Origin of the sequence: Caballeronia sp. RCC_10 (assembly GCF_041360715.1) — a bacterium.
Classification (GTDB): domain Bacteria; phylum Pseudomonadota; class Gammaproteobacteria; order Burkholderiales; family Burkholderiaceae; genus Caballeronia; species Caballeronia grimmiae.
In genome coordinates this window covers 460,380-485,320 of the sequence record NZ_JBFUPT010000002.1, presented here as the reverse complement: position 1 = coordinate 485,320, position 24,941 = coordinate 460,380, and the positions used below count along the sequence as shown (strand labels likewise).

27 protein-coding genes are annotated in these 24,941 nt (G+C 64.3%); 15 read left to right on the top strand and 12 right to left on the bottom strand.

Annotated elements, in window-relative coordinates; genetic code table 11:
* Window positions 1-11: 11 nt before the first annotated feature.
* Both AB6804_RS06680 and AB6804_RS06675 read left to right on the top strand, forming a co-directional pair.
* Window positions 12-746 (top strand): TenA family transcriptional regulator, encoded by a 735-nt coding sequence (locus AB6804_RS06680; RefSeq protein ID WP_035962521.1) that lies wholly within the window; start codon window positions 12-14, stop codon window positions 744-746.
* A 108-nt stretch (window positions 747-854) separates the two neighbouring features.
* Window positions 855-1,583 carry an OmpW family protein gene (locus AB6804_RS06675; protein WP_370885784.1) on the top strand — a complete coding sequence of 243 codons (729 nt, stop codon included), beginning with the start codon at window positions 855-857 and terminating at the stop codon, window positions 1,581-1,583.
* A gap of 48 nt (window positions 1,584-1,631) precedes the next feature.
* Here the strand turns inward: AB6804_RS06675 and AB6804_RS06670 are convergent, their stop codons facing one another.
* The 6 genes from AB6804_RS06670 to AB6804_RS06645 form a co-directional block, all read right to left on the bottom strand.
* Window positions 1,632-1,895: a DUF3072 domain-containing protein gene (locus AB6804_RS06670; protein WP_370885783.1), complete on the bottom strand. Its 264-nt coding sequence runs from the start codon at window positions 1,893-1,895 to the stop codon at window positions 1,632-1,634.
* Window positions 1,896-1,957: 62 nt separating this feature from the next.
* Window positions 1,958-2,833 (bottom strand): LysR substrate-binding domain-containing protein, encoded by an 876-nt coding sequence (locus AB6804_RS06665; protein ID WP_370885782.1) that lies wholly within the window; start codon window positions 2,831-2,833, stop codon window positions 1,958-1,960.
* Between the two features lie 375 nt (window positions 2,834-3,208).
* Window positions 3,209-3,904, bottom strand: a complete 696-nt coding sequence (locus AB6804_RS06660) for a CBS domain-containing protein (protein WP_370885781.1) — start codon at window positions 3,902-3,904, stop codon at window positions 3,209-3,211.
* A gap of 121 nt (window positions 3,905-4,025) precedes the next feature.
* Complete coding sequence (locus AB6804_RS06655) at window positions 4,026-5,015, bottom strand: zinc-dependent alcohol dehydrogenase family protein (RefSeq protein ID WP_370885944.1); 990 nt, start codon at window positions 5,013-5,015, stop codon at window positions 4,026-4,028.
* A complete protein-coding gene (locus AB6804_RS06650) occupies window positions 5,015-5,431 on the bottom strand; it encodes a DUF1488 domain-containing protein (RefSeq protein WP_370885780.1) in 417 nt (138 codons plus the stop codon). Before AB6804_RS06650 ends, AB6804_RS06655 begins: the two co-directional genes overlap by 1 nt.
* 200 nt (window positions 5,432-5,631) lie before the next feature.
* Window positions 5,632-6,561 (bottom strand): LysR substrate-binding domain-containing protein, encoded by a 930-nt coding sequence (locus tag AB6804_RS06645; protein WP_370885779.1) that lies wholly within the window; start codon window positions 6,559-6,561, stop codon window positions 5,632-5,634.
* 156 nt (window positions 6,562-6,717) lie between these two features.
* On the opposite strand from AB6804_RS06645, the gene AB6804_RS06640 reads away from it, so the two are divergent.
* The 9 genes from AB6804_RS06640 to AB6804_RS06600 are packed head-to-tail and all read left to right on the top strand — an operon-like array spanning window position 6,718 to window position 15,009.
* A complete protein-coding gene (locus tag AB6804_RS06640) occupies window positions 6,718-7,773 on the top strand; it encodes an ABC transporter substrate-binding protein (protein ID WP_370885778.1) in 1,056 nt (351 codons plus the stop codon).
* A gap of 46 nt (window positions 7,774-7,819) precedes the next feature.
* Window positions 7,820-8,899 carry an ABC transporter ATP-binding protein gene (locus AB6804_RS06635; RefSeq protein WP_035962512.1) on the top strand — a complete coding sequence of 360 codons (1,080 nt, stop codon included), beginning with the start codon at window positions 7,820-7,822 and terminating at the stop codon, window positions 8,897-8,899.
* On the top strand, window positions 8,886-9,758 hold the full coding sequence (locus tag AB6804_RS06630) for an ABC transporter permease (RefSeq protein ID WP_370885777.1): 873 nt from the start codon (window positions 8,886-8,888) through the stop codon (window positions 9,756-9,758). Before AB6804_RS06635 ends, AB6804_RS06630 begins: the two co-directional genes overlap by 14 nt.
* Window positions 9,759-9,774: 16 nt before the next feature.
* Window positions 9,775-10,572 carry an ABC transporter permease gene (locus AB6804_RS06625; protein ID WP_035962510.1) on the top strand — a complete coding sequence of 266 codons (798 nt, stop codon included), beginning with the start codon at window positions 9,775-9,777 and terminating at the stop codon, window positions 10,570-10,572.
* On the top strand, window positions 10,569-11,705 hold the full coding sequence (locus AB6804_RS06620; protein ID WP_370885776.1) for an NAD(P)/FAD-dependent oxidoreductase: 1,137 nt from the start codon (window positions 10,569-10,571) through the stop codon (window positions 11,703-11,705). Before AB6804_RS06625 ends, AB6804_RS06620 begins: the two co-directional genes overlap by 4 nt.
* 7 nt (window positions 11,706-11,712) lie before the next feature.
* Window positions 11,713-12,066 carry a (2Fe-2S)-binding protein gene (locus AB6804_RS06615; RefSeq protein WP_370885775.1) on the top strand — a complete coding sequence of 118 codons (354 nt, stop codon included), beginning with the start codon at window positions 11,713-11,715 and terminating at the stop codon, window positions 12,064-12,066.
* Window positions 12,056-13,462 (top strand): FAD-dependent oxidoreductase, encoded by a 1,407-nt coding sequence (locus AB6804_RS06610; RefSeq protein ID WP_370885774.1) that lies wholly within the window; start codon window positions 12,056-12,058, stop codon window positions 13,460-13,462. The genes AB6804_RS06615 and AB6804_RS06610 overlap by 11 nt, the downstream gene beginning before the upstream one ends.
* Entirely contained in the window at window positions 13,455-14,627 is a 1,173-nt protein-coding gene (locus AB6804_RS06605) for an NAD(P)/FAD-dependent oxidoreductase (RefSeq protein ID WP_370885773.1), read from the top strand. Before AB6804_RS06610 ends, AB6804_RS06605 begins: the two co-directional genes overlap by 8 nt.
* 28 nt (window positions 14,628-14,655) lie before the next feature.
* Window positions 14,656-15,009: a RidA family protein gene (locus AB6804_RS06600; protein WP_035962505.1), complete on the top strand. Its 354-nt coding sequence runs from the start codon at window positions 14,656-14,658 to the stop codon at window positions 15,007-15,009.
* Between the two features lie 36 nt (window positions 15,010-15,045).
* Here AB6804_RS06600 and AB6804_RS06595 read toward each other — a convergent pair whose 3' ends face one another.
* From AB6804_RS06595 to AB6804_RS06580, 4 genes are all read right to left on the bottom strand, one after another.
* Window positions 15,046-15,999 (bottom strand): TauD/TfdA dioxygenase family protein, encoded by a 954-nt coding sequence (locus tag AB6804_RS06595; RefSeq protein ID WP_370885772.1) that lies wholly within the window; start codon window positions 15,997-15,999, stop codon window positions 15,046-15,048.
* A gap of 39 nt (window positions 16,000-16,038) precedes the next feature.
* Window positions 16,039-17,055, bottom strand: coding sequence for an ABC transporter substrate-binding protein (locus tag AB6804_RS06590; RefSeq protein ID WP_370885771.1), 1,017 nt, complete (start codon window positions 17,053-17,055; stop codon window positions 16,039-16,041).
* Window positions 17,056-17,170: 115 nt separating this feature from the next.
* Window positions 17,171-17,941, bottom strand: a complete 771-nt coding sequence (locus AB6804_RS06585) for a hypothetical protein (protein WP_370885770.1) — start codon at window positions 17,939-17,941, stop codon at window positions 17,171-17,173.
* Between the two features lie 127 nt (window positions 17,942-18,068).
* A complete protein-coding gene (locus tag AB6804_RS06580; protein WP_370885769.1) occupies window positions 18,069-18,662 on the bottom strand; it encodes a nitroreductase family protein in 594 nt (197 codons plus the stop codon).
* Between the two features lie 253 nt (window positions 18,663-18,915).
* Between AB6804_RS06580 and AB6804_RS06575 the strand changes: the two genes are divergently transcribed.
* From AB6804_RS06575 to AB6804_RS06560, 4 genes are all read left to right on the top strand, one after another.
* The gene (locus AB6804_RS06575; RefSeq protein WP_035962502.1) at window positions 18,916-19,557 is read left to right on the top strand and encodes an NADPH-dependent FMN reductase; all 642 of its coding nucleotides are present in this window, start codon (window positions 18,916-18,918) and stop codon (window positions 19,555-19,557) included.
* Window positions 19,558-19,562: 5 nt separating this feature from the next.
* Window positions 19,563-21,167: a rhodanese-like domain-containing protein gene (locus AB6804_RS06570; protein WP_370885768.1), complete on the top strand. Its 1,605-nt coding sequence runs from the start codon at window positions 19,563-19,565 to the stop codon at window positions 21,165-21,167.
* Window positions 21,168-21,305: 138 nt separating this feature from the next.
* Window positions 21,306-22,133 (top strand): MetQ/NlpA family lipoprotein, encoded by an 828-nt coding sequence (locus AB6804_RS06565; RefSeq protein ID WP_244797239.1) that lies wholly within the window; start codon window positions 21,306-21,308, stop codon window positions 22,131-22,133.
* A gap of 132 nt (window positions 22,134-22,265) precedes the next feature.
* Complete coding sequence (locus AB6804_RS06560) at window positions 22,266-23,255, top strand: aliphatic sulfonate ABC transporter substrate-binding protein (RefSeq protein WP_370885767.1); 990 nt, start codon at window positions 22,266-22,268, stop codon at window positions 23,253-23,255.
* 38 nt (window positions 23,256-23,293) lie between these two features.
* Here AB6804_RS06560 and AB6804_RS06555 read toward each other — a convergent pair whose 3' ends face one another.
* Together AB6804_RS06555 and ssuC are read right to left on the bottom strand one after the other, a co-directional pair.
* On the bottom strand, window positions 23,294-24,085 hold the full coding sequence (locus tag AB6804_RS06555; protein ID WP_370885766.1) for an ATP-binding cassette domain-containing protein: 792 nt from the start codon (window positions 24,083-24,085) through the stop codon (window positions 23,294-23,296).
* On the bottom strand, window positions 24,082-24,924 hold the full coding sequence (gene ssuC / locus AB6804_RS06550; protein ID WP_370885765.1) for an aliphatic sulfonate ABC transporter permease SsuC: 843 nt from the start codon (window positions 24,922-24,924) through the stop codon (window positions 24,082-24,084). The genes AB6804_RS06555 and ssuC overlap by 4 nt, the downstream gene beginning before the upstream one ends.
* Window positions 24,925-24,941: the final 17 nt, after the last annotated feature.

Here is a 24,941-nt window from a genome sequence, read left to right as displayed (position 1 = left end):
GAGAGTACGTTTTGGATCCGACTTTTCAGCGGGTTGGCGACCTGAAGGACATCGCCAGCTACCCGGCATGGCTTGGCGACGTTTTGGCCGAGACGAACGAAGCGAAACAAGGCGTCGTCAGGCATCCGATTTTCGCGGCAATGCGCGAGGCGAAGCTGGAAGCGCGTCAGGCAGAGGCGTTCCTCGTCAACGGATGGCCGGTCGTCGAGCAATTCCCGCAATACATGGCGATGAACCTGCAAAAGGTGCGCTACGGCCACTCGCGCGGCGAAGACCTCGCGCGGCGTTATCTGACGCGCAATATCCGCGTCGAGCAAAACCACGCGGACTACTGGGTCGACTGGGCCGCCGCACACGACGTCAGCAAGCGCGCGCTGATGAAGGCCAATGGCCCGACGCTCGCGTATGCGCTTAGTCACTGGTGCTGGAAGAGCAGTAGCACGGACGCGCTCGCGGCCAGCATCGCGGCGACGAACTTCGCGATCGAAGGCGTAACCGGCGAATGGGCGACGCTCGTTTGCAGCAGCGACACCTATGCGAACAGCTTCCCGGTATCGATCCGCCGCAAGGCGATGCGCTGGCTCAGCCTGCATGCGCATTACGACGACGCGCATCCGTGGGAAGCGCTGGAAATCGTGGCCACGTTGCTCGGCAATGCGCCGGGTGTCGACGAGGTGCATACGGTGAAGCGCAGCATCGAGATGAGCTATGAGTACTTCAAGATGAGCCTCGACTGCTGCCTGTAGCAGACGGCTTCCCGCTGTATCAAGAGCGTTATCCGCATCCGTACACGAGATGTCGCGTGCGGAGTGGATACGCTCTGCCCGGCAAACTGGAACCAATCTGGACAAGAGATGAAAAAGAAGCAATTTGCGTGTGCTGCCGCAGCGGCCCTGTGTGTCACGGGCGCTCACGCACAGGCGGCGGGAAGTGTCGTCGTGAACGCCGGGTGGATGCATTTCGCACCGCAGGAATCGAGCGGCCCGTTCAAGATCACCGCGTTGGGGCAGACGACGACGGCGCCCGGCGCGGGCGCATCCGTGAGCGATGCCGACACGTTCGGTCTCACGGCGACGTACTTCATCACCGATCACATCGCCGCTGAAGGCGTAATGGGCGTGCCGCCGAAGTTCGATCTGTACGGCACCGGCACGCTGAGTCCGTTCGGCAAGCTCGGCTCGGCGCGCGAATGGAGCCCGACGCTGCTCCTGAAGTATTACTTCGGCGGCGCGCAAAGCCGCTTCCGCCCTTACCTGGGCGCGGGCGCATCGTACGTGTGGTTCTCAGGCGAGAAGTTGAATGGCGCGATGTCGAGCGGCGCCTTCCTCTATTCGAGCCAGTTCGGCAACGCGCTGACCGGACCGACGACCGTCAAGCTGAGCAGTTCGTTCGCGCCTGTCGTCAACGCCGGTCTCTCGTACAACTTCAACGAGCACTGGTCGGCCGCGTTCTCGGTGTCGTACATGTGGCTGAAGACCCGTGCGACGATGGAGACGCAATCGGCGGTGGGCACGGTCAAGAGCGAATCGAAGATCAAGCTCGATCCGATCGTGACGTTCCTCTCGGTCGGCTACAAGTTCTGAGCGTCTTCGCGATGCCGCCGCCGTCACGGGCGGCGGTTCATCGCCGGCTCAGGACTTTTGTCCGCGGCCTGTCTTTTCCTGCAGTTCTTCGATCCTGCGCGAAGCGTCCGCCTTCGTGAGCGACGGATCGAACGGCTCCTTCGCCTCTTCCGACAACGTCTTCAGATACGACGCCTGCGCGCCGGTCATCGGCTCGTCGCCCGTAACCCAGTCGTCCGGATCCTTCTCCGCATTCGAAGTAGGCGTCGCCTTCGGGTTGTCGCTGGGCGCGTTGCTCTGCGCGTCGTCGCGTTCGGTGTCTTTCTCGTTCATTGTGCGGTTCTCCTTGCGGGTGCTTGGTCGACGATGACAGGGCGCAAAGAACGTGCCTTGCCTCATCCACGCGACAGCGCCGCGCGCACATGCGATACGAATCGCGCAGTCACCGGATCCTCCCGCGCCGATGCCCACGCCAGCCCGACGCGCCATCTCGCGTCCTTTCCGGGCAACGGCAGAACGGTCGCATCGCGCAACAGATATTGCGCACGCGACGGAATGAACGCGACGCCGACGCATGCCGCGACCGACGTGAGCACGGACTGCACGTCTTCCGCATGCTGCGTGATGTTCGGCACGAAGCGCCGCGCGCTGCACCACCGGTCGATCTGAGCGGCGAGACCCGGCCCGCGTGCGCGCGACAGCGCAATAAACCCGATGTCGTTGAGCACCGCAAGGTCTGAAGGAAGGCGCTTGTACTGGCTGTGCGGCGGCATCGCCAGTGCGAGGGCTTCATCGACGACCTTGAACGACGCCAGTCCCGCGCCCGCCGGCAAGCGCAGAAAGCCGGCGTCCAGCTTGCCCGCGAGCAGCCGCCGCTCCTGCTCGGCCGACGACAGATCGCTGAGGGTGATGGCCACGCCCGGATTCGCGCGCCGGAAATCCGCGATGATTTGCGGCACGAGCGTCAGCACCGACAGGCAGATGCCGATGCGCAGATGCCCGGTTCGGCCGCTGCTCGCGTCGCGCGCACGCGCGAGAACGTCATCCGCGTCGCGGACCAGCGTCTGTGCGTCGGGCAGGAAGCGCTCGCCAAACAAGGTGAGTTCCGCGCCATGCCTTCCTCGCTCGAATAGCTTGCCGCCGATGCTCGCCTCCAGCGCGCCGATCTGCTTGCTGAGCGCCGGCTGGCTCATATGCAACGCGTCGGCGGCGCGGCTGAAATGGCGCAGTTCCGCGACCGCGAGAAAGGTCCTGAGCAGTCTGATTTCCATTCGTTTCGGTGATTGAACGCCGCAAATCATTCATTTTACAAATCGGACGCCGCAACGTTCAATGGCTACCTGAACTTTCGATCGAGGTAGCGTCATATGTCATCTGAAAAGTTTCCGCCGAGCGTCAGTGCGCCCGATGCGCGCGCTCCGTCCACGCCCTCGGCACGCGTCAGGCGTATTCAAGTTGAAGAAGCGCCGGCGCAGGACCGGCCTTCGACTGGCTCTATCGCGCTGAGCTTCGCGGTGGTTAGACGGAATATCGGGAGTTCGGCGAAGTAGGGACGCGGCGAACGCCTGTCGAACCGGACTGCCCCGATTGCGGCTGCGGAACGCGACGTTGATGGCGGCGCGATGCAAACGAGTGCCCGAATCCGCTTAAACCCCCGGCATCATCGGATAGGCAACCGTATGATCTTCCACGCGCTTCACGCCGGGGATATTCTCGGCCGCGATCCGCATCGCGTCGATCTGATCCGTCGACCACACCGCGCCCCACACGTGCACGACGCCATCGTGCACGACGATATTGCGCCCGGGAAACGCCCATCCACGCCCCGCGACCTCGCCCATCAGCATCGCGCGAATGTCCTTGTCGGTTGCTGAAGTACCCGGCGCGGCCTTCGCCACCGGCGCCGACGCCAGCGCCTGCACGAGATTCGAGCGGCTCACGATGCCGACGAGCCTGTGATCCCGCAGCACCGGCACCCGCTTGATATGCCGCGTTTCCAGCACCGAGGCAATCTCGGCAAGCGACGTATCCTCCTGCACGCACGCCACATCGCGGCTCATGATTTCGCCGACCGTGCGCGCATGTGACTTCACATAGTCCGCCGCGCCACCTGAGCCGATCAGATCCAGCCACCACGAACGCCTGCCTTGCCGCTTCTCGGTGTCCGTCTCGCTGCGATGAAGCAGGTCGCCTTCACTGACCATGCCGATCACATGCCGATCTTCATCGACGACCGGCGCGCCGCTGATGCGGTGCTTGACCAGCAATTGCGCCAACTCAAGAACCGTCGTGCCGGGCGTGACGGAAAGGACGGTCGAGGTCATTACATCGCGTGCTTGCATGATGGGCTCCGGTAGTGAGAAATCATCAGTTGATCGAAACGATGCCGGCTTCGCTAATCACGATACGCCTCGCGCAATGTCCGGCCTTGACAGGCGTCAATCGCGGATGAGATGCGAAGCATCAACCGTCCATGCGCAACACCGCCGCACCGGAGACGCGGCCCGCGCGCAGATCGGAGAGCGCATCGTTCGCATCGTCGAGCGCGTAGACGCGTGTCCGCAGACGAAGCGCGATGCCTTCTGCACGCGCCATGAACTCTGCGCCGTCCGCGCGCGTGAGATTCGCCACGGACACGATCCGCCGCTCGCCCCATAACAGCGCATACGGGAACGCGGGAATGTCGCTCATATGAATGCCGCCGCACACGACGACACCGCCCTTCGCGACCGCTCCGAGCGCGACCGGCACGAGCGCACCGGCGGGCGCGAAGATCAGCGCCGCATCGAGTTCGTCGGGCGCTGGTTCGCCGCTGCTGCCGGCCCAACTCGCGCCCAGCTCCAAGGCCAGCGCCTGCGCCGCCTCGTCGCCGGGACGCGTGAACGCATAGACCGTGCGCCCCTCGTGCCGCGCGACCTGCGCGACGATGTGCGCCGCCGCGCCAAACCCATAAATGCCGATGCGCTTAGCGTCTCCCGCCATCTTCAGCGTCCTGTAGCCGATGAGTCCGGCACACAGCAGCGGCGCGGCGTCGAAGTCGGGGTAGCGCGACGGAAGATGCAGGCAAAACCGGCTATCGGCGGTCATGCGCGTGGCATAGCCGCCATCGAGCGTATAGCCGGTGAAGCCGGGCGCATCGCACAGGTTCTCGCGATCGCTCGTGCAATAGCGGCATCGTCCGCATGTGTGGCCGAGCCACGGCACGCCGACGCGTTCGCCTGTTGCGAAGCCTTCCACGCCCGCGCCGATGGCGGCCACGCGCCCGACGACTTCGTGTCCCGGTATCACGGGCCGCTTCGAATGCGCGAGTTCGCCATCGACGACATGGAGATCGGTCCTGCAGACGCCGCACGCCGCGACGTCGATCAGCAGTTGCCCCGGACCGGCGACGGGGTCATCCAGCTCGACGGCGCAAAGCGTCGGCGAACTGCCGTCGAAGCGCATCGCATGCATCATCCGGCTCCGTGCGTATCGCGTTCGGCGCGCGGCTGGTCCGCGGAAGGCGTCTGTTCCGGCAACGCGGTTTCGCGTGGCGACGACGCGTCGTGATCCGATGAATCCATCTGTCGATGTGTATGAACGCTCGCCGGAAGATTCTCGCTGAACCGGAAATAGCCGCTGCGAAGCATCACCGGCTTGCGTCCGACGCTCGTCAGCAGTTGTTCGGCGGCCCCTTCGATCGCGGCGCGGTGGTTATCGAACGCTCGCCGCAAGTCGTCTTCCCGCGACGACGCCGCCCCGAAATGGTCCCTCAGGGCTTCCGCCGATATCGTGCATTGAACCCGCTCGCCGCCCGCGATGGCGCCGAACACGAGCGCGGGCTCGTCGCCGTGATAGACGGGCGCGGCGGTGGAGAACGTGATGTCCATGATGGCGAGCCCTCGCAGGACCATGACAAGCGAACGGCATGCGCCGTAACTTACGCTTCCAGTGTCCCCGCGATGACGCTCACGAGCGTTGATCCAGATCAATGCCCGGACGCGCTATCTGCGCAGAATCGATGACTCTGCGTATTCGATGTTGCCGATGGCGGGCATCACATTCGCCCACGAAACATCACGCGCCAGGTTCAACGCGATGCCCGCGCGCCGCGCCGAGGCGGCGCCACTTCTGCGAGCAACTCGTAATGCAACTGGCGCAGGATTTCGACGAACGCCGAAGTAAGCCGCTCGCGCGGCCGATGCGGCGGAAACAACAGATATGTCGGGAAAAGCGTGGCTGGAAGAAACGGACGAATGACAATCTCTGGTCCCGCAAAGTCCCGCGCGACGATCGGATGCGCGAGGGTCACGCCCATGCCGTGCCTGACCATTTCGCAGCTGATGGCGGTGTATTGCGCTTCGATCGCGAGCACGCGTTCGACGCCGGCGCGCTGGAATACCTCGTCCATCAATGCGCGCGTGCCGTCGCCATGACACAGCGAGATGAACGATTCCCCTTCGAGATCTTCCGGCTTGATGCTGCGCTTCGCCGCGAGCCGATGCGACGCCGGCATCACACAGACGGCTGCGACACTCGATAACTGCTCGACCTCGCAATCGGACGCCTCGCTGACATAGACCGCGACGCCAAGATCGCAGAACTGCGAAGCAGTCCAGTGATTGACGGTGCCCGACGTATTCACGTGCAGCGACACCGTGACTTCCGGAAACTGCGCGACGAATCGTTTGATCGCGTGCGGCACGAGCGTCATGCCCGCCGATGGCATCGCCGCAATGCGCAGACGCCCGCTGCCCAGATTGCGTATTTGCGCGGCGGCATTGGCGAGCCCTTGCAGGCCCACGAACGCGCGCTCGACTTCGCGAAAGAAAGCCGTGCCTTCGCTCGTCGGTATCAGACGCACGCCGCTGCGCTGAAAAAGCTGCAGGCCCGTGTCGCGTTCCAGCTGCGAAATCAGCCGGCTCACGTTCGGCTGCGACGTGAAGAGCGCCTTGGCTGCGGCGGTCATCGATCCCGAGACCATCACCGCGCGGAAGGCCTCGATGTGCTTCAGATTCATGCGCGTTTCCCCTCATCGGAACAACCATGGTCCATATCATTCCTGCATGGATAAGTATTTTATTCGTATTGGACGATATGACACGCCGGCGCGACACTGCATCTCAACGACAGGCTGCAAAGTCCCCCACACATACCGGTTCTGGAGATCGTCGTCATGAAAAGAGCGCTGCATCGCCGTCTTTGCGCCCCTGCCCGCACCGCCATCGCGGCGCTTTCGCTGGCTGCCCCGCTTCTCGCACACGCCGAAACCACGCTCTACGTGGCGAACGTCGGCGGCTCGAACGAGCAGCTGTATCGGCAGAAGGTGATACCGCCGTTCGAGAAGGCGCATAACGTGAAGATCGTCTACGTCGCGGGCAATTCGAGCGATACGCTCGCGAAGCTCCAGGCGCAGAAAGGGCATCAGCAGATCAACGTCGCGGTGATGGACGACGGCCCCATGTATCAGGCGATGCAGCTCGGCCTGTGCGCGAAGGTCGAAGACGCGCCCGTGATGAACGACCTCTATCCGCTTGCGAAGCTCGGTCCGACGGCGGTCGGCGTCGGCATGGTGGCGACGGGCATCGGCTACAACGAGGAAGCGTTCAAGAAGGCGGGCCTGCCGCCGCCCGATTCGTGGAAGGTGCTGTCGGACGCACGCATCAAGGGCAAGCTGGGCGTGCCGCCGATCACGAATACGTATGGCCTGCATACCCTCGTGATGCTCGCGCGCATGAACGGCGGCGGCGAAAAGAACATCGATCCCGGCTTCAGCGCGATGACGAAGCAAGTCGCGCCGAACGTGCTTTCGTGGGCGCCGACGCCCGGCGAAATGGACGGCCACATGCAGTCCGGCGACGTGATCGTCGCGCCGTATGGCAGCGGCCGCGCGGTCGCCCTGCAAAACACGGGCTTTCCGCTCAAGTTCATCTACCCGAAGGAAGGCGCGGTCGCGTTGCAGGTGGCCGCATGCACGCTCGCCGAGAACGCGCAGCCGCAACTGTCGCAGCAATTCGTGCAATACCTGCTGACCCCGGAAGTGCAGACGATGCAGGCTCAAGCCATCGGCCTCGGTCCGGTCAACAAGACGGTCAAGCTCACGCCGGAGATCGCGGCGCGCGTGCCTTACGGCCCCGAGCAGATCGCCAAGCTGACGGCGATGGACTGGACGAGCATCAACCAGCATCGCACGGAATGGACGGAGCGCTGGAATCGTTCGGTCGAACGCTGATTCCCCGCCCGCCTCGTGCACGTGACTCGATGAAGGAGCAAGGCGCATGGCCTTCCTGACTTTGCAGGGCATTTCGAAACGCTACGGCGATTTCACCGCGATCGAGCAGCTCGATCTTTCTGTCGAACGCGGCGAACTGTTGTCGCTGCTCGGCCCTTCGGGCTGCGGCAAGACGACGACGTTGCAAATGGTGGCGGGGTTCGTAACGCCGACCACGGGCCGCATTTTGCTCGATGGCCGCGACATCACGCACGAGCGTCCGGAGAAGCGCGGCATCGGCGTCGTGTTTCAAAGCTATGCGCTCTTTCCGCACATGACGGTGGCGGGCAACGTCGGCTTCGGACTCGAAATGCGCAAGGTCAAGCGCAAGGAGCGTGAAGCCCGCGTGGCCGAGGCGCTCGCGCTCGTGCGCCTCAATGGCCTCGGGCATCGCTATCCGAAGGAACTGTCGGGCGGGCAGCGGCAGCGCGTGGCCATTGCCCGCGCGATTGCGATGGAACCGGAACTGCTGCTGCTCGACGAACCGATGTCGAACCTCGACGCGAAGCTGCGCGAAGAAATGCACATCGAGTTGCGCGGTATTCAGAAGCGCCTCGGCATCACGACGATCCTCGTCACGCACGATCAGGTCGAAGCGATGACCATGAGCGATCGCATCGCGGTGATGCATCGCGGCACCATCGCGCAACTGAGCACGCCCTACGACGCCTACGAACGCCCCGCGACGCCGTTCGCATCGACGTTTCTCGGCCGCACCAATGCGTTCGCCGGCGAAGTGCTGCGGCGCAATCCGCGTTGCGCGGAAGTATCGGTCGCGGGCGCGACGCTGCACGTTCCGCACGAAGGCCGTCATGTGGATGGCGCGGTGAACGTCTACATCCGCCCCGAAAAACTGCATCTCGCCAATGGCGATGCCCGAGTGCGCGGACGCATCGCGACGCGAGTGTTCGTCGGCAATCAATGGCTGCTCGAAGTGGAGACGCACCTCGGCAAGCTGCGAGTCGCGCAGCCGAATCACGGCGCGCCGCCGCCCGAGGAAGGCGATGAAGTCGGTCTCGACTGGACCGACGACGACCTGCGCGTGCTCACGCAGGACACGGCCGGAGGCGCTCATGGCCACGCTTGACGACGCCCGTCCGGGCGCCGCGCCCTGGCTGTTGTCCGGTCCCGCGCTGCTGCTCTTCATCGGCCTGTTGCTGGTGCCCCTGCTGCTCACGCTGATGCTCTCGTTTCGCGTCTTCAGCGATACCGCCGGCGTCCAGAACGCCTTCACGCTGTCGAATTATTGGGAAGTCGTTAGCGACCCGTACTACGGGACGATCTTCCTGCGCACCGCCGGCCTAGCATTCGCCGTCACGTTGCTGTCGATCGTGCTCGGCGTGCCGGAGACCATCGTGCTTGCGCGCATGAAGCGGCCGTGGCAGTCGCTGTGCCTGCTCATCGTGCTCGGCCCGCTGTTGATCTCCGTCGTCGTGCGCACGCTCGGCTGGCAGATTCTGCTCGGCAACAACGGCGTGCTCAACAACGTGCTACAGGCGCTGCACATCACGGACGAACCGATCCGCCTCGTCTTCACGATGACCGGCATGATCATCGCGCTGACACATGTGCTGGTGCCGTTCATGGTGATGTCCGTGTGGGCGAACATGCAGAAGCTCGACAGTCAGGTCGAATGGGCCGGCCGCTCGCTCGGCGGCTCGTCTTTCGCGGTGTTTCGCCGCGTGGTGCTGCCGCAAATCATGCCGGGCGTGCTGTCGGGATCGATCATCGTGTTCGCGCTGTCGGCATCGGCTTTCGCGACGCCTGCTCTGATCGGCGGACGACGCCTGAAAGTGGTCGCCACCGCCGCGTACGACGAGTTCCTCGGCACGCTCAACTGGCCGCTCGGCGCGAGCATCGCGGTGCTGCTGCTGATCGCTAACGTGGCGATCGTGATGGGCTGCAGCCGTCTCGCGGAACGCCGCTTCAAGCACATCTTCGACTGAGCGCGAGAGGACTCCCATGAAACAGAACGGCATACTCGGCCTCGTCTATAACGCTTTCTTCCTCTCATTCATCATTGCGCCGCTCGCGGTCGTGATGCTCGTCGCGTTCACCGACAAGGGCTTTATTTCGATGCCCTTCGAAGGCGCGTCGCTGCGCTGGTTCCGCGCGATCATCGAGAACGGCGACATCGTCGCGGCGTTCTGGCTCTCGGTGCGTCTCGCGTTCGCGGCGGCGACCATCGGCGTGCTGCTCGCGGTGCCCGCCGCGCTCGCCATCGCACGCTATCGCTTTCCGGGCCGCGCCGCGCTGACGAGCTTCTTTCTCTCGCCGATGATGATTCCCGCCGTCGTGCTCGGCATCGCGTTTCTGCGGTTTCTGTCGCTGCTGCACCTGTCGGGATCGTTCTGGTCGCTGGTCTGCGCGCACGTGATCATCGTACTGCCGTATGCGCTGCGGCTCGCGTTGTCGTCGGCGGTCGGGCTGGATCGCGATGCCGAACGCGCCGCGCTGTCCTGTGGCGCGAGCCGCTTCACCGCGTTTCGCCGCGTGGTCCTGCCGATGATCCGCACCGGCGTGGCGGGCGGCTGGGTGCTGTCCTTCATCCAGAGTTTCGATGAACTGACGATGACCATCTTCGTTGCGACGCCTGGCACCACCACGCTGCCCGTCGCCATGTACAACCAGATCGCGCAGACCATCGATCCGCTGGTCGCCTCGGTATCGGCGGTGCTGATCGTCGGCACGGTGCTCCTGATGGTTCTGCTCGACCGCATGGTCGGACTCGACCGCATTCTGATCGGAGAAGCGCGATGACACACACAAGCACCGCCAGCGCCGACGTACTGGTTCTCGGCGGCGGCCTCGTCGGTTCGGCCGTCGCCTACGGGCTTGCCCGCGAAGGCGCACGCGTGACCGTGCTCGACGAGGACGACGGCGGCTTTCGCGCCTCGCGCGGCAACTTCGGCCTCGTCTGGATTCAGGGCAAGGGCTACGGGCTTTCGCCTTACGCGCGCTGGTCGCGCAGTTCGGCCACGCGCTGGCCGGCGCTCGCCGAGGCGCTGTTGCAGGAGAGTGGCATCGACGTGGCGTTGAAGCAGCCGGGCGGCTTCCATTTCTGCTTCAGCGACGACGAACTCGCCGAACGCGAGAAGCGCCTCTCGACGCTGAAGGCCGAACTTGGCGACTATCCCTACGACATGCTCGATGCCGCCGATGTGCGCGCGCGCATTCCGCAAGTCGGCCCCGCTGTGCTCGGCGCAAGCTATACGCCGATGGACGGCCACGTGAACCCGCTCAAGCTCCTGCGTGCGCTGCATGCCGCGATGCAGGCGCGCGGCGTGAAGCTCGTGTCGGGCGAACGGGCGGAGCGCATCGAGCCGCAGGCGAACGGCTTCGTCGTGCACGGCAAGCGCGGCACGTATCGCGCGGCGCGCGTGGTGCTCGCGGCGGGCCTCGGCAATCGCACGCTCGCGCCGTTCGTCGGAATGAATGCGCCGGTCGCGCCGAATCGCGGGCAAGTGCTGGTCAGCGAACGCGTCGCGCCGTTCCTCCATTACCCGACGCTCAACGTGCGGCAGACCGACGAAGGCAGCTTGCAGTTCGGCGATTCGATGGAGGAAGTCGGCTTCGACGATTTCACGACGACGCACGTGCTCGCGGACATCGCGCGTCGCGGCGTGCGCGCCTTTCCGATGCTGCAGAACGTGCGGCTGGTCCGCATGTGGGCCGCGCTGCGCGTCTACAGCCCCGATGGCTTCCCGATCTACAACGAATCCGAAGCGCATCCCGGCGCGTTCGTCGTCACGTGCCATAGCGGCGTGACGCTCGCCGCCGCGCACGCGATGCGCATCGCGCCGTGGGTCATGGGCGCGCCGATGCCCGACGAACTGCCCACGTTCTCCGCGCGCCGTTTCGAAAGCGCGGAGCAGCTGACACTTGCACACTGATCCCGACATGACTTCACATATGACGTTGTTCAAGCCGCTGAACGCCGAAGGCGCGCCTATCGACATCTGGTTCAACGATCAGCGTTTGTCCGTGCCGGGCGGGCGCTCGGTGGCGGCCGCGTTGCTGGCGGGGGGCGTGTCGCGGTTTCGTGCGACGCCGGTCTCGGGCGCACCGCGTGCGCCGTACTGCATGATGGGCGCGTGCTTCGAATGCCTCGTCGAGATCGACGGCGTGCCGAGCCGCCAGAGCTGCATGGTGGAAGTGAAGGCCGGCATGCGGATTCGCTCGCAGGAAGGCGCACGCGATCTCCCGCCGATGGATCTGACCGATGCCCCACTGGAGAACGCGCATGGCCGCTGATTTCGCATCCGAAGCCGTCGATGTCGTCGTGATCGGCGCGGGCCCCGCTGGCATGAGCGCGGCGACCGTCGCGGCGCGCGCAGGTCTGAGAACCGTGTTGCTCGATGAACAGGACGCCGTCGGCGGGCAGATTTATCGCGGCATCGTGAAGGCCGACGCGCAGCGCAAGCAGATACTCGGCCCCGACTACGCGGCGGGCGCATCCATCGCGCAGGCCTTCGCGGCTTCCGGCGCGCGCCACGTGACCAACGCGACCGTGTGGCAAGTCACGCGCGATCGCGGCGTCAACTATCTGAAGGACGGCAAGATCGGCAGCTTCGACGCGCAGCGCGTGATTCTCGCGAGCGGCGCGCTGGAACGTCCGTTCCCGATTCCCGGCTGGACGCTGCCCGGCGTGCTGACGGCGGGCGCGGCGCAAATCCTCCTGAAAAGCGCGGGCGAAGTGCCCGCCGCGCCGCCCGTGCTCGCGGGCTGCGGGCCGCTGCTCTATCTGCTCGGCTGGCAATACGTGCGTGCCGGCGTGCCGATCCGCGCACTCGTCGATACGACGCGCCATGAGGATCGCTGGCGCGCGAAGCGTCACATGCTGTCGGCGCTGCGTGCGTGGCCGTTCCTGTCGAAAGGGCTGCAACTGATCCGCACCTTGCGCGAAGCCGGCGTGCCGATCTTCGAGGCCGCCGACGATTTGCGCGTGGAAGCGCGCATCGGCACGGACAACGTGGAGCGCGCCGCCGCACTGAGCTTCACGACGCAGGGTGCCGCGCATCGCATCGAAGCCGATGTGATCCTGCTGCATCAGGGCGTCGTGCCGAATACGCAGTTCACGCAGGCATTGCGCGCATCGCACCGATGGGACGATGCCCAGTTGTGCTTCACGCCCAAGGTCGATGAATGGGGCGAGCTGGACGTGCCCGGCATCTTCGTCGCGGGCGATGGCGCGGGTATCGGCGGCGCGCACGCGGCCGCCTTGCAAGGCACGCTTGCGGGCCTGGCCGTGGCCGCGCAACTCGGCGCGGTCGGCCACGCGAAGCGCGATGCGGAAGCCATCGCGATCCGGCGTGCGCTGGCGGGCGTGCTGCGCATCCGGCCGTTTCTCGACAGCCTGTATCGTCCGCGCGACATCAACCGCATTCCGCGCAACGAAACCATCGTGTGCCGCTGCGAGGAAGTCACCGCTGGCGAGTTGCGCAAGTTCGTCGAACTGGGGTGCGTCGGGCCCAATCAGGCGAAATCGTTCGGGCGCTGCGGGATGGGGCCGTGCCAGGGCCGCATGTGCGGTCTCACGGTGACGGAAGTCATCGCGGATGCGCGGCGCGTCTCTCCCGCCGATGTCGGCTATTACCGCATTCGTCCGCCGATCAAGCCGCTCACGCTCGGAGAACTCGCCGGTGAATGACGCACGCGCGGTACAGGAAGCGGATGTGCTCGTGATCGGCGGCGGGCTGCACGGCACGAGCAGCGCGTTCCATATGGCGCGGCGCGGCGCGAAGGTCATCGTGCTCGAAGCGGACTACGTCGCGCGGCATTCGTCAGGCGTGAATGCAGGCGGCGTACGCACGCTCGGGCGTCCGCTGCCGGAAATACCGCTTGCGCTGATGTCGCGTGAGATATGGCATGACATGACGGAACGCATCGGCGAGGACGGTGGATTCGTTCCATCCGGACAACTGAAGATCGCCGAAACCGACGATGAACTCGAAGACTGCCGCAAGCGTGTCGCGCTACTGGAATCGCACGGTTTCACGCATGAAAAGGTGATCGACCGCGAGAACGTGCTGGAACTCGAACCGGCGCTTGCGCGGCACGTGACGGGCGGCATATGGGTCGAGCGCGACGGCTATGCGCTGCCCTTTCGCACGACGACGGCGTTCCGGCTCGCGGCGCAACGGCTCGGCGTGCGCTTTCTCGAAGGCACGCCGGTGCGCCGCATCGAACAACGGGGCACGCGCTGGTTCGCTCACACGCCGCAGGACGCCTTCAGCGCGGAGAAGCTGCTCGTCACGGCGGGCGCGTGGTCGGGCGAGCTGGCGAAGCAAGTCGGCGAACCGGTGCCGGTGCATCCGGAAGGGCTGATGCTGATGGTCACGCATCGCGTGGCGCCGTTCTGCCGCGCGACGCTCGGCGCAACGGGCAGGCCGCTATCGTTCAAGCAGTTCGACAACGGGACGGTGGTGATCGGCGGCAAGCTGATCGGGATTGCGGAACTGGCGAACCGGCATGGCGAAGTGGATTTCATGCGCCTCGTGCGCAGCGCGCAGACGGTCACGGACTTGTTCCCGCATCTGCGTCATCTCGGCGTGAACCGCGCATGGGCCGGCGTCGAGGCGTTCACGGAAGACGAACTTCCGGTGATATCCGCGAGCCGCAAGGCATCGAATCTCTATTACTCGTTTGGCTACTGCGGCAGCGGCTTCCAATTGGGACCGGGCTGCGGACAACTCGTTTCCGAACTGATGCTCGACGGCACGCCATCCATTTCGCTCGATGCCTTCGCGGTCGATCGCTTCGATCGGCACGAAACCGCATCGGCGGCAAGTGCGCGTCATCTGGCGACTCACTAACTCAACTACTCTTTAACGGAGAGCATGCATGACCGACATCCAACGTATCGAAACGAACCAGCGCATGAGCCGTGTCGTCAAGGCGGCGGGCCTCGTGTTCATCGGCGGCCAGACTTCCGCCGATCACACGCCCGATGTGAAACTTCAAACCGCAAAAGTGCTGGACAAGATCGACGCGTTTCTGGAGAAAGCCGGCATCGACAAGACGCGCCTCGTTTCCGCGCAAGTGTGGCTCGCGGATATCGACCGCGACTTCGCCGGCATGAACGAAGTGTGGGAAGCATGGGTGCCGCAAGGCCACGCGCCGACCCGCGCGACCGTGCAGGCCAAACTCGCGGCGCCTGAGTTGCTCGTCGAGATCGCGGTCATCGCGCTGGCCTGATGTCAGGCGATGAACACAGGCGCAAGAGCAACGCGTCTAGTTCGTCGCCACCGCAGCGGCGGCGCCGACCGGCGATCCTTCTATCGCGACGGACGCCTTGCCATCCGGCCCGACCGGCACATCACCGACGAGCGTCGTGCGATAAAGCTGGCGATCGAAGTCGAGATCGAAGATATCGGACGGCGCGAGATGCGCGGTCGCGCGGTTGTCCCAGAACGCGATGCTGCCCGCATCCCACTTGAAGCGCACCGTGAACTCCGGTCGCGTCACGTGCTCCCACAAGAGTTCGAGCAAGACCTGGCTTTCACGCGGCGAGAGCCCGACGATCTGCTTCAGGAAACTCGGACTCACATACAGCGCCCGCTCGCCCGTCTCGGGATGCACGCGCACGAGCGGATGCTCGCTCACCAGCGTGCGATCGTCGACGGCCTTCGAGAACGCTTCGGTGCCGCTCGCGCCTTGCGGCGGCGCAAAGCGATGCAGGCCACGCAAGCCATCGACGAATGCGCGCAACGGGGCCGACAGCCTTTCATAGGCAACGACGAGATTGGTCCACTGCGTATCGCCGCCATAGGGCGGAATGGTCACGCCGCGCAGTATCGACGCAAACGGCGGATTGACGGCCGCCGTCACATCCGTATGCCATCCGGTCCAGGGACGCAGCAACGCCTGCCCTTCGAATCGCGTCGCCTTGCGAAACTTGGAGATGGAGTAAATCTCCGGATGTCCTTCGACATGACCGAACACCGGATGCCCGATGGTCAGCTCTCCGAACTGTACAGAGAACGCGACATGCTGTTCGTGGCTCAGGAACTGCTCGCGAAAGAATACGACACGCCACTTCAATAGCGCGGCGCGTATCGCCTCGACCTGCGCGCGCGACAAGGCCTTCCTGAGATCGACCCCGCTGATTTCCGCACCGATGTGCGCGGAAAGGGGACTGACTTTCACACCGGCTTCATGCTCATTGACGATAACGGCTGCATTCACGAATGTGTCTCCTTTCGAATGATGGAAAGGCGCCCGGCATCAACTGCCCTGCGCGGCGGGATCGTCGGCGAAGAAGTAATCCCGCCACGACTTCGGTTCGTGCCGGATCACGCCGACCTTGTAGAGAAATGCGCCCAGCGGCAGCGTATTATTCGGCGTCGTGGCGAAGCTGACTTCCTTGTCGTTGAGAATGCGTTCGACGAATGCGGGCGAGAGCTTCGAGCCGTCCTGACGAATGTAGATGGCCGCCGCTTGCGTCTTGTCGGCTTCGATGAGCTTCGCTGCGTCGGCGAGCGCCTCGCGCACGGCGGCATAGGTTTTGGGATTGTCGCGACGCCACTTGTCCGATGTGACGGCGACACTGCTCGTCGCGAGTCCGCCGAGTATGTCGGTGGAACTCAGCACCTTGTGGATCTTCGGATCGTCGAGTTCCTGATACTGATACGGCGCGTTCGAGAAATGCAGGTCGATGACGGAGTTTCCCGAGAGCATCGCGGTGGTAGCGTCCGCATGCGGCATGTTCACTTCGAAGCGATCGAGCCGCGCGTAGTGGACATCGCCGAACGCCTGCGCCGCCGCCATCTGCAAGAGGCGGCCTTGCTGCGATACCGCGACCGACACCACGGCAATGCGGTCTTTCTCACCGATATCCTTGATGCTGCGGATGCGCGGATCGTTCGATACGAGATACACCGGCACCGCGCTTTGCGCCGATAGTGCGCGAAAGTCCTGATGCCCGCGCGTGCGATCCCAGATGGTCATGAGCGGACCGATGCCGAGCGTCGCGATATCCGCCGCGCCGGACAGCAGCGCTTCGTTCACGGCAGCGCCGCCCGAGAGCGTGGTCCATTGCACGTCGATGGCAAGGCCCGCGCGTGCGCCCTGCTTCTCGATCAACTTCTGATCCTTCGCCACTTTCAGCAGCAAAGAACCGATGCCGTATTGATCGACGATCTTCACGGCGCCTTCGGCCTGCGCATGGCTCATGGGCCAAACGAATGCCGCAACGAGCGCAGTCAGCGAAAGGAAACGCTTGAGCCAGCGAGATAACGTCATACAGTGCCCGTCCAGGCGATATGCGCCAAGAGGATTCACTGTACAAGCGGCATCCTTGCTTCCCAACGAAGAAAGGATGCTACGGATATGCAGTCACGCGAAAAGCGGGCGTTGCTTACTGCGCGGAAAGATAGAACGCGGCATCGCGTTGCGGCGTGACGCCGACGACAGTGAGCAAGCCATTGACGACCGTCGCTTCCACGGCGACCGATACGTTGTCGAGATAACACGCCGGGCCCGAGAACTTGAGCGTGCCGTCGAGCAGATGCTTGCCCGTTGCGCGCGGCTTGAAGCTGCCAGCGAACGCGCATGTGCCGCGCGCGTCGGCGGCTGTGCCATTGGCGGTGCCGTCGGCGGCGACGGTGATCGTCGCTACCGGCGATACGCCCGATGCGCTGGTCCACGTGCGGGCCACGTCGCTGATCGCGAGCGGCGTATCGTAGGCCGTGCTGTAGTTGCCGTTGAAGGCGGTAGCGGACGTATCGGGCAACACGTAAAGGCTCGTGGACGCTGCGAGCGTGCTCTTAGTCGAGAAGTTGCCCGACAGCGAGCCGGCGCGTATCACGTTCGATATCGCGCCGACCGTCGCCTGATCGGAGAAGGCGCCGTTCGACGCTGTCATCGTGCCTTCGATCATCCAGGAGAACGAGCCTTGCCGCGTGAACACGGTGAAGTACTGCCCCGTTTCGAGCACGATGGTCTGCGCCGCCACGGACAGATCGTTGTTTGCCGCGCCGTACCAGATGCCCTCGGGAACTGTGTGCGAGACGCAGGTCTTTTGCAGGTTGCTGAGATCGGAGACACAGGTTTTGTCGTCACCGCCGCCGCCGCAAGCGGCGAGCACGGCGGGCAGCGCGAGCAGCATCGATCTGAAAAGCAGTTTCATGAGGCGTCTTCGTTGTCTGATGGGAGATCGTGGCTGCCGCGTCCTCAACGTGCTTATGCGCTTCCGTCCTTTGCGGCCTGCCGACAACGGGATAACGGTCTGACGCCGGAAATCTTGAATCGCCTCGTTATGCGGGATCGCCCCACGCGCCGAACCGTGCAATCTCGCCGAGCGGCAATCGCGCACGAGGCGCAAGTTCGCGTTCGGCCAGTTCGGCGGGCAATGCCTGCGCGTCGCCGTGATGCGCCACCGAAATCATGCTCAATGCGGCGTAACGCTCGGGAATCGCGAAAGTCTCGGTGAGGCCGTTGGCGTCGAAACCGCCCATCGCGTGCGCGGCGAGGTCTTGCGCGTGGGCCTGAAGCAGCAGCGCCATCGCTGCGGCGCCGGCGTCGTAGCTCGCGCCCGGATTGACCGTGCCTTTGGCGGTGAGGGTATCGGCGAGGACGGCGATCAACACTTGCGCGTGCTCGTTCCACTTCTGATTGAACGGCACGAGCAGAGCATACGCGCGATCGAACGCCTCTCGATCCTGCGATTTCTCGAACACGAGAAAGCGCCACGGCTGCACGTTATACGCGGACGGGGCCCAGCGCGCCGCCTCCAGCAACGCGACGACCTGCGCGTGCGCGACGGGACGATCGGCGTAGGCGCGCGGGCTCCATCGTCCGGCGATCAGCGGATGAATGGCAATATCGGTCGGTGCGGGACGGTGTGTCATAAGCCTCTCGTGATGGATGTAAATGGCGGGTTCGAGCATACCGCGCGCAAATACGTCCGCAGAACAGGCATCGAACGAATGGTTTGCGATATGCAATTCACGATTGGCGCTATCGCCGCGCGCCCGAGCGTACGCTGCCACACCCATGTATATCCTTAGCGGAATTCATGCGTTCCGGTGCGCCTGCGCGCTCGTTATGATGGCTGGCTCGGGGCTTGCAACATTGCCGATATCATCCCAAGGGAGCCTGATCTTGACCCAGATTCAATCACCGCGCAGGCCGCTCGTCGTCGGCATTGGCGGCACCACGCGCCCGGCGTCATCGACTGAACGCGCGCTGGCTTTCGCATTGAAAGGCGCGCAGGAAACCGGCGCGCGCGTGCAATTGTTCGGCGGCGCGTTCCTGCACAGCCTGCCGCACTACGCGCCCGAAACACGCGAACTGACCGATGAACAACACGAACTGATCGAAGCGGTGCGCGCCGCCGATGCGTTGATCATCGCGACGCCCGGCTATCACGGCGGCATCTCGGGCCTGGTCAAGAACGCGCTCGATACCCTCGAAGAACTGCGGCTCGATGATCGCCCGTATCTCGATGGCCGCGCGGTCGGCAGCATCGTGACGGCTTACGGATGGCAGGCCGCGGGCACGGTGCTCACGTCGCTGCGCTCGATCGTGCACGCGCTGCGCGGCTGGCCGACGCCGTTCGGCGCCGCCGTCAATACGCTCGAAACGCGCTTCGAAACCGCCGATACGTGCTCGGACCCGAAAGTGGTCGAGCAGCTTCGCACCGTCGGGCGGCAAGCGTCGACGTTCGCGCTGGCGTTCGGCGCGCATGCATCGTCGGATGCATATCACGCGGTCGAGCATCGCGTGGCTGTCGCGCAGAGTTGACACGCATGAGCCAAGCTCAATTCGCGGTGTGGACGTATCAGGACGTGCGCGACGCGCTCCATGAGAAGCGCGAGATCGCGCTGCTCGACGTGCGCGAGGAAGACCCGCACGCGCAATCTCATCCGCTGTTCGCGGCAAATTTTCCGCTGGCGCGCATCGAACTCGATGCATACACGCGCCTGCCTCGCCGCACTGTCCCTATCGTATTGCTCGATGACGGCGAAGGGCTAGCATTGCGCGCCGCGCAGAAGTTCGCGGAGCTGGGCTATACGCACGTCGCGCTGCTGGAAGACGGCCTCGCCGGCTGGATTCGTGCAGGCGGCGAGGTGTTTCGCGACGTGAATGTGCCGAGCAAGGCGTTCGGGGAATTCGTCGAAGCGCGGCGTCATACACCGATGCTGTCCGCTCCGACGCTGCACGAGTTGCAGAAAAATGGCGATGACGTCGTGGTGCTCGATGCGCGCCGCTTCGACGAATATCGCACGATGAACATTCCGGGCAGCATCAGCGTGCCGGGTGCGGAACTGGTGCTGCGTGCGCGGGCACTCGCGCCGGATGCGGCGACGCGCATCGTGGCCAATTGCGCGGGGCGCACGCGCAGCATCATCGGTGCGCAATCGCTCGTCAATGCGGGCTTGCCGAACCCCGTGGCCGCGCTGCGCAACGGCACGATCGGCTGGACGCTTGCGGGGCAGGCGCTGGAACACGGCAGCGAACGGCGTTTCCATGCCGATGCGGGGCGCGATGCGTCGTCGCTCGACGCATCGCGGAAGGCGGCGCACGCGCTTGCCGATCGTGCGGGCGTGCGGCGCACGTCGCTCGAAGAGGCTTCACGATGGGCCGAGGATACGGCGCGTACGGTCTTTCGGTTCGATGTGCGTACGCCGGAAGAGTATGAGGCGGGGCATGCGCCGGGATTCCAGAACGCGCCGGGCGGCCAGCTCGTGCAGGAAACGGAGATGTTCGCGCCGGTGCGTGGCGCACGCGTCGTGCTTCTGGACGACGACGGCGTGCGTGCGAACATGACGGCGTCGTGGCTTGCGCAGATGAACATCGAAACGTATGTGGTCGACGACGTATCGTCAGGATCACTAAACGAGGCGGGACCGTGGCGGCATGATCGGCCTCAGCCGCCGAGCGTTCCTTCGCTTGCGCCCGCCGAACTGTCGGCGCTGCTTGCTGATGCGGACAGTGGCGCCGTGTTGCTCGATGTCGCGCCGGGCGCGAGTTTTGTGAAGGCGCATATCATCGGTGCGCGTTGGGTTTTGCGATCGCGTCTTACCCCGGAATACGATGATTTGCCCGATGCGAAGCGTTACGTGGTGACATGCGGCACGAATGCGCTCGCACCTTATGCCGCCGCCGATGTTGCTGCGTTGACCGGCAAGCCAGTGCATGTGCTGGAGGGCGGAACTTCGGCGTGGGTGCGCGCGGGATTGCCGACTGAAGGCGGCGAGAGCGGGATGGTGTCGCCGCGTATCGACAGGTATCGGCGTCCGTATGAGGGCGTGGATAACGCGCGGGAAGCGATGCAGGCGTATCTCGAATGGGAGTACGGGCTGGTCGCGCAACTGGAGCATGATGGAACGTGTGGATTCTTCGTGGTTTGAAGTCACCGAGGCCGCGCCAATCGACCGGCGCGAAACCAACAGCCGCACGTATAACCATATCGCCCGATATTATTTGCCCCTTGCGCCCGCGCTAATTAGCATCACGACTTCCATACCAAGTCGCGGAAACCGCAAACCATGAAGCTAAAAGCGCCCATCAAAACCGCCCTGTTTTCCGCATTGATTGCATTGGGCATCGCAAGCGCACAACCGGCGCTCGCCGCGGACAAGACAATCCGCGTAGGCATCATGTCGGGCGAAGACGAAGACGTGTGGCGCGCAGTCGCTGCAAATGCCGCGAAGCAGGGCATCAAGGTGAAGGTGACGACGTTCTCCGACTACACCCAGCCCAACGAGGCCCTCGCCCAACATGACCTCGATGCCAACTCTTTTCAGCACAAGCCCTATCTCGATGCGCAGATCAACGCGCGCCATTACGACATCGTGCCGGTCGGCTTCACCTATGTGCAGCCAATCGGTCTCTATTCGCGCAAGGTGAAATCGGTAGCGGACTTGCCGCAAAATGCCGCTATCGGCGTGCCGAACGATCCGAGCAACGAAGGCCGCGCGCTGTTGCTGCTGCAAGCGAATGGCATCATCAAGCTGCGTGAAGGCGTCGGCCAGCTGCCGACGGCGCGTGACATCGCAAGCAATCCGAAACATGTTCAGATCAAGGAACTGGACGCGGGCATCGTCGGACGTGCGATCGGCGATCTCGACGCCGCCGTCGTCAACACCGACTGGGCGATCAAGGCGGGCATCAAGATCCCGCAGGAACGCATCGCGCAGGAGAGCGTGAACGGCAATCCGTATCGCAACTTCATCGCGGTGAATGCGAAGGATGCGCAAGCGCCCTGGGTCAAGACGCTGGTGCAGAGCTATCAGCAAGCGAACGTGGCGTCGGCGATCCTGACCGTCTATCACGGTGCAACACTGCCCGCGTGGGACGGCGCACCGCAGCACTAAACGTATGCCACGGGTTGTCTGCACGCTTATCGCCGTGCGCGGGATCGATAGCTGAATCCGTCAGTTAGCGCGGGAACGTCGCATTGCTACGATGACGATCCCGCGACCTCGCTCATGACACAAGGACCCGCAATGGCGCCGATGACCCGACGCACCTTCACCCGCCTCGCGCTCGCTTCCACGCTCGGCGCCGCGCATTCCTTCGCGTTCGCGCAGGCATCGCCGCAAGTGCTGCGCATCGGCTATCAGAAGTCATCGACGCTCATCACGCTGCTCAAGACGCGCGGCTCCCTCGAAAAGGCGCTCGCGCCGCTGAACGTGCGTGTATCGTGGAACGAATTCGCAAGCGGCCTGCCGCTGACCGAGGCGCTCAACGTGAACGCCGTCGATTTCAGCGCCGATGTCGCCGACACCGTGCCGATCTTCGCGCAAGCCGCGCATGCGAGCTTCGTCTATGTCGCGCAGGAAGCGCCGTCGCCTCACGCGCAGGCCATCATCGTCAAGAAGGACGGGGCTGTCCATTCGCTCACGGATCTGAAGGGCAAGCGCATTGCCGTGACCAAGGCCGCCGGCAGCCATTATCTTTTGTTCGCTGCACTCGCACGCGCAAAGCTCGAACCCGCCGACATCAAGACCGCCTATCTCACGCCAGCCGACGGACGCGCCGCATTCGAGCGCGACAGCGTCGATGCGTGGATCACGTGGGACCCGTATGTTGCTTCGGTGGAGAAGACGAGCGATGCGCGCGTGCTCGTCGATGGCGCAGGGCTCGCTTCGTATCAGCGTTACTACCTCGCATCGCGTTCGTATGCCGCTGCGCATCCGCAAATCGTGCAGACCGTGTTCGACCAATTGAAGACGGCCGGCGAGTGGCTGCTCGCGCATCAGCAGGATGCCGCGAATACGCTCGCGCCGGTGTGGGGCCTCGATGCCTCGACCATCGAACGCGCGAATGCACGCCGCAGCTATATCGTGCGCGCGGTGACGGCGCAGAACTTCGGTGAGCAGCAGACCATCGCGGACACGTTCCATCGCAACGGCTTGCTGCCCGCGCCTATCGACACGAAAGAGTCGCTCGTATGGGATTTCGCCGCGAAGCAGGCCAAAGCCATCGCGGCGTGAATGCGTTGCGGGCCTTCAACGAAGGCCCGCTTTTTTCCTTAACCCTGCCTCAGAATCCGGCGCAACACGCGCTCCTCGAGTGCCGATGCTTCCGCCGATGCCTGCTTGCGTGGCCGGGCCAGTGGCACCGGCTGATCCAGCGCGATACGCCCTTCCTCGATCAACAGAATGCGGTCGCCGAGCACGACCGCCTCATGCACGTCATGCGTCACGAGCAGCGCCGTAAAGCGATGTTCGCGCCACAGCCGTTCGATCAACGCATGCATTTCGATGCGCGTGAGCGCATCCAGCGCGCCGAGCGGCTCATCGAGCAGCAGCAGTTGCGGCCGATGCACCAGCGCACGCGCCAGCGCCACGCGCTGTCTCTGTCCGCCCGACAGTTGCGACGGCCAGTCGTTCTCGCGTTCAAGCAGCCCGACTTCAGCAAGCACCGCGCGAGCCTGATCGCGTGCGCCGCGCTTGAGGCCCAGCATCACGTTTTGCAGCACGGTCTTCCACGGCAACAGTCGCGCGTCCTGAAACATGATGCGCGTGTCGAGCGCCTCGCCGTTGCTCGCGCGCATCGTCAGGGCGCCGCCGCTCGGCGTTTCGAGGCCGGCGATGAGCCGCAGCAGCGTCGACTTCCCGCATCCGCTGCGTCCGACGATCGTGACGAAGCTGCCTTGTTCGATCGACAGATCCAGCGCCGACAACACCGTGCGATCGCCATAACGTTTCTCGACGCCGCGCAGTTCCACCGCGACATCGTGCGCAATCCGCGCATGCGGTTGCGCTCGCTCGATCGTCGAGCGATCGTCCACTCTGAACGACACAGCCGCAGTCGCGCTCATGCCTTCTCTCCTCGTTGATACGCCGGATGCCAGCGCAGCGCCACGCGTTCGATGCCTTTCGCGAGCACGTCCGCGAGCTTGCCGAGCACCGCATAAAGCAGGATGCCGACGACCACCACGTCCGTTTGCAGAAATTCGCGTGCGTTCATCGTCATATAGCCGATGCCCGATTGCGCCGAGATGGTTTCGGCAACGATCAGCATCACCCACATGAGGCCGAGCGCAAAGCGCACGCCGACGAGAATCGACGGCAACGCGCCCGGAAAGATCACATCGCGATACAGCGCGAAGCCCTTCACGCCATAGCTGCGCGCCATCTCGATCAGGTTCGCATCGACGGAACGGATGCCGTGGAACGTGTTGACGTACACCGGAAAGAACACGCCCAGCGCGACGAGAAAAATCTTCGCTTCCTCTTCGATGCCGAACCACAGAATGACGAGCGGAATCATCGCGAGCGCGGGGATGTTGCGGATCATCTGCACGGTGGAATCGAGCGCGACTTCGAACGGACGAAAGAGCCCGGTCCAGAGTCCAAGCACCAGCCCGACGCCGCCGCCGATAGCCAGGCCCAGCAGCGCGCGCCATGCGCTGACTCTGACGTTGGCCCACATATCGCCCGATTGAATCAGCGCCAATGCCGATTTGACGACGGCAAGCGGCTCGGGCAGCACGCGCGTCGAAAGCACGCCTGCACGCGTCGCGTATTCCCAGAGCAGCAGGATGGCAATGGGCACGAGCCACGGCGCGATGGCCGCGCCGATCCGCCTGAAAATGAGAGCGCCGTATCGCTTGTTCTGCGCCGGGGCGGGTATCGCCTGAGTGAGGGCATCGGCCATGCTCTAGTTCCTCCGAT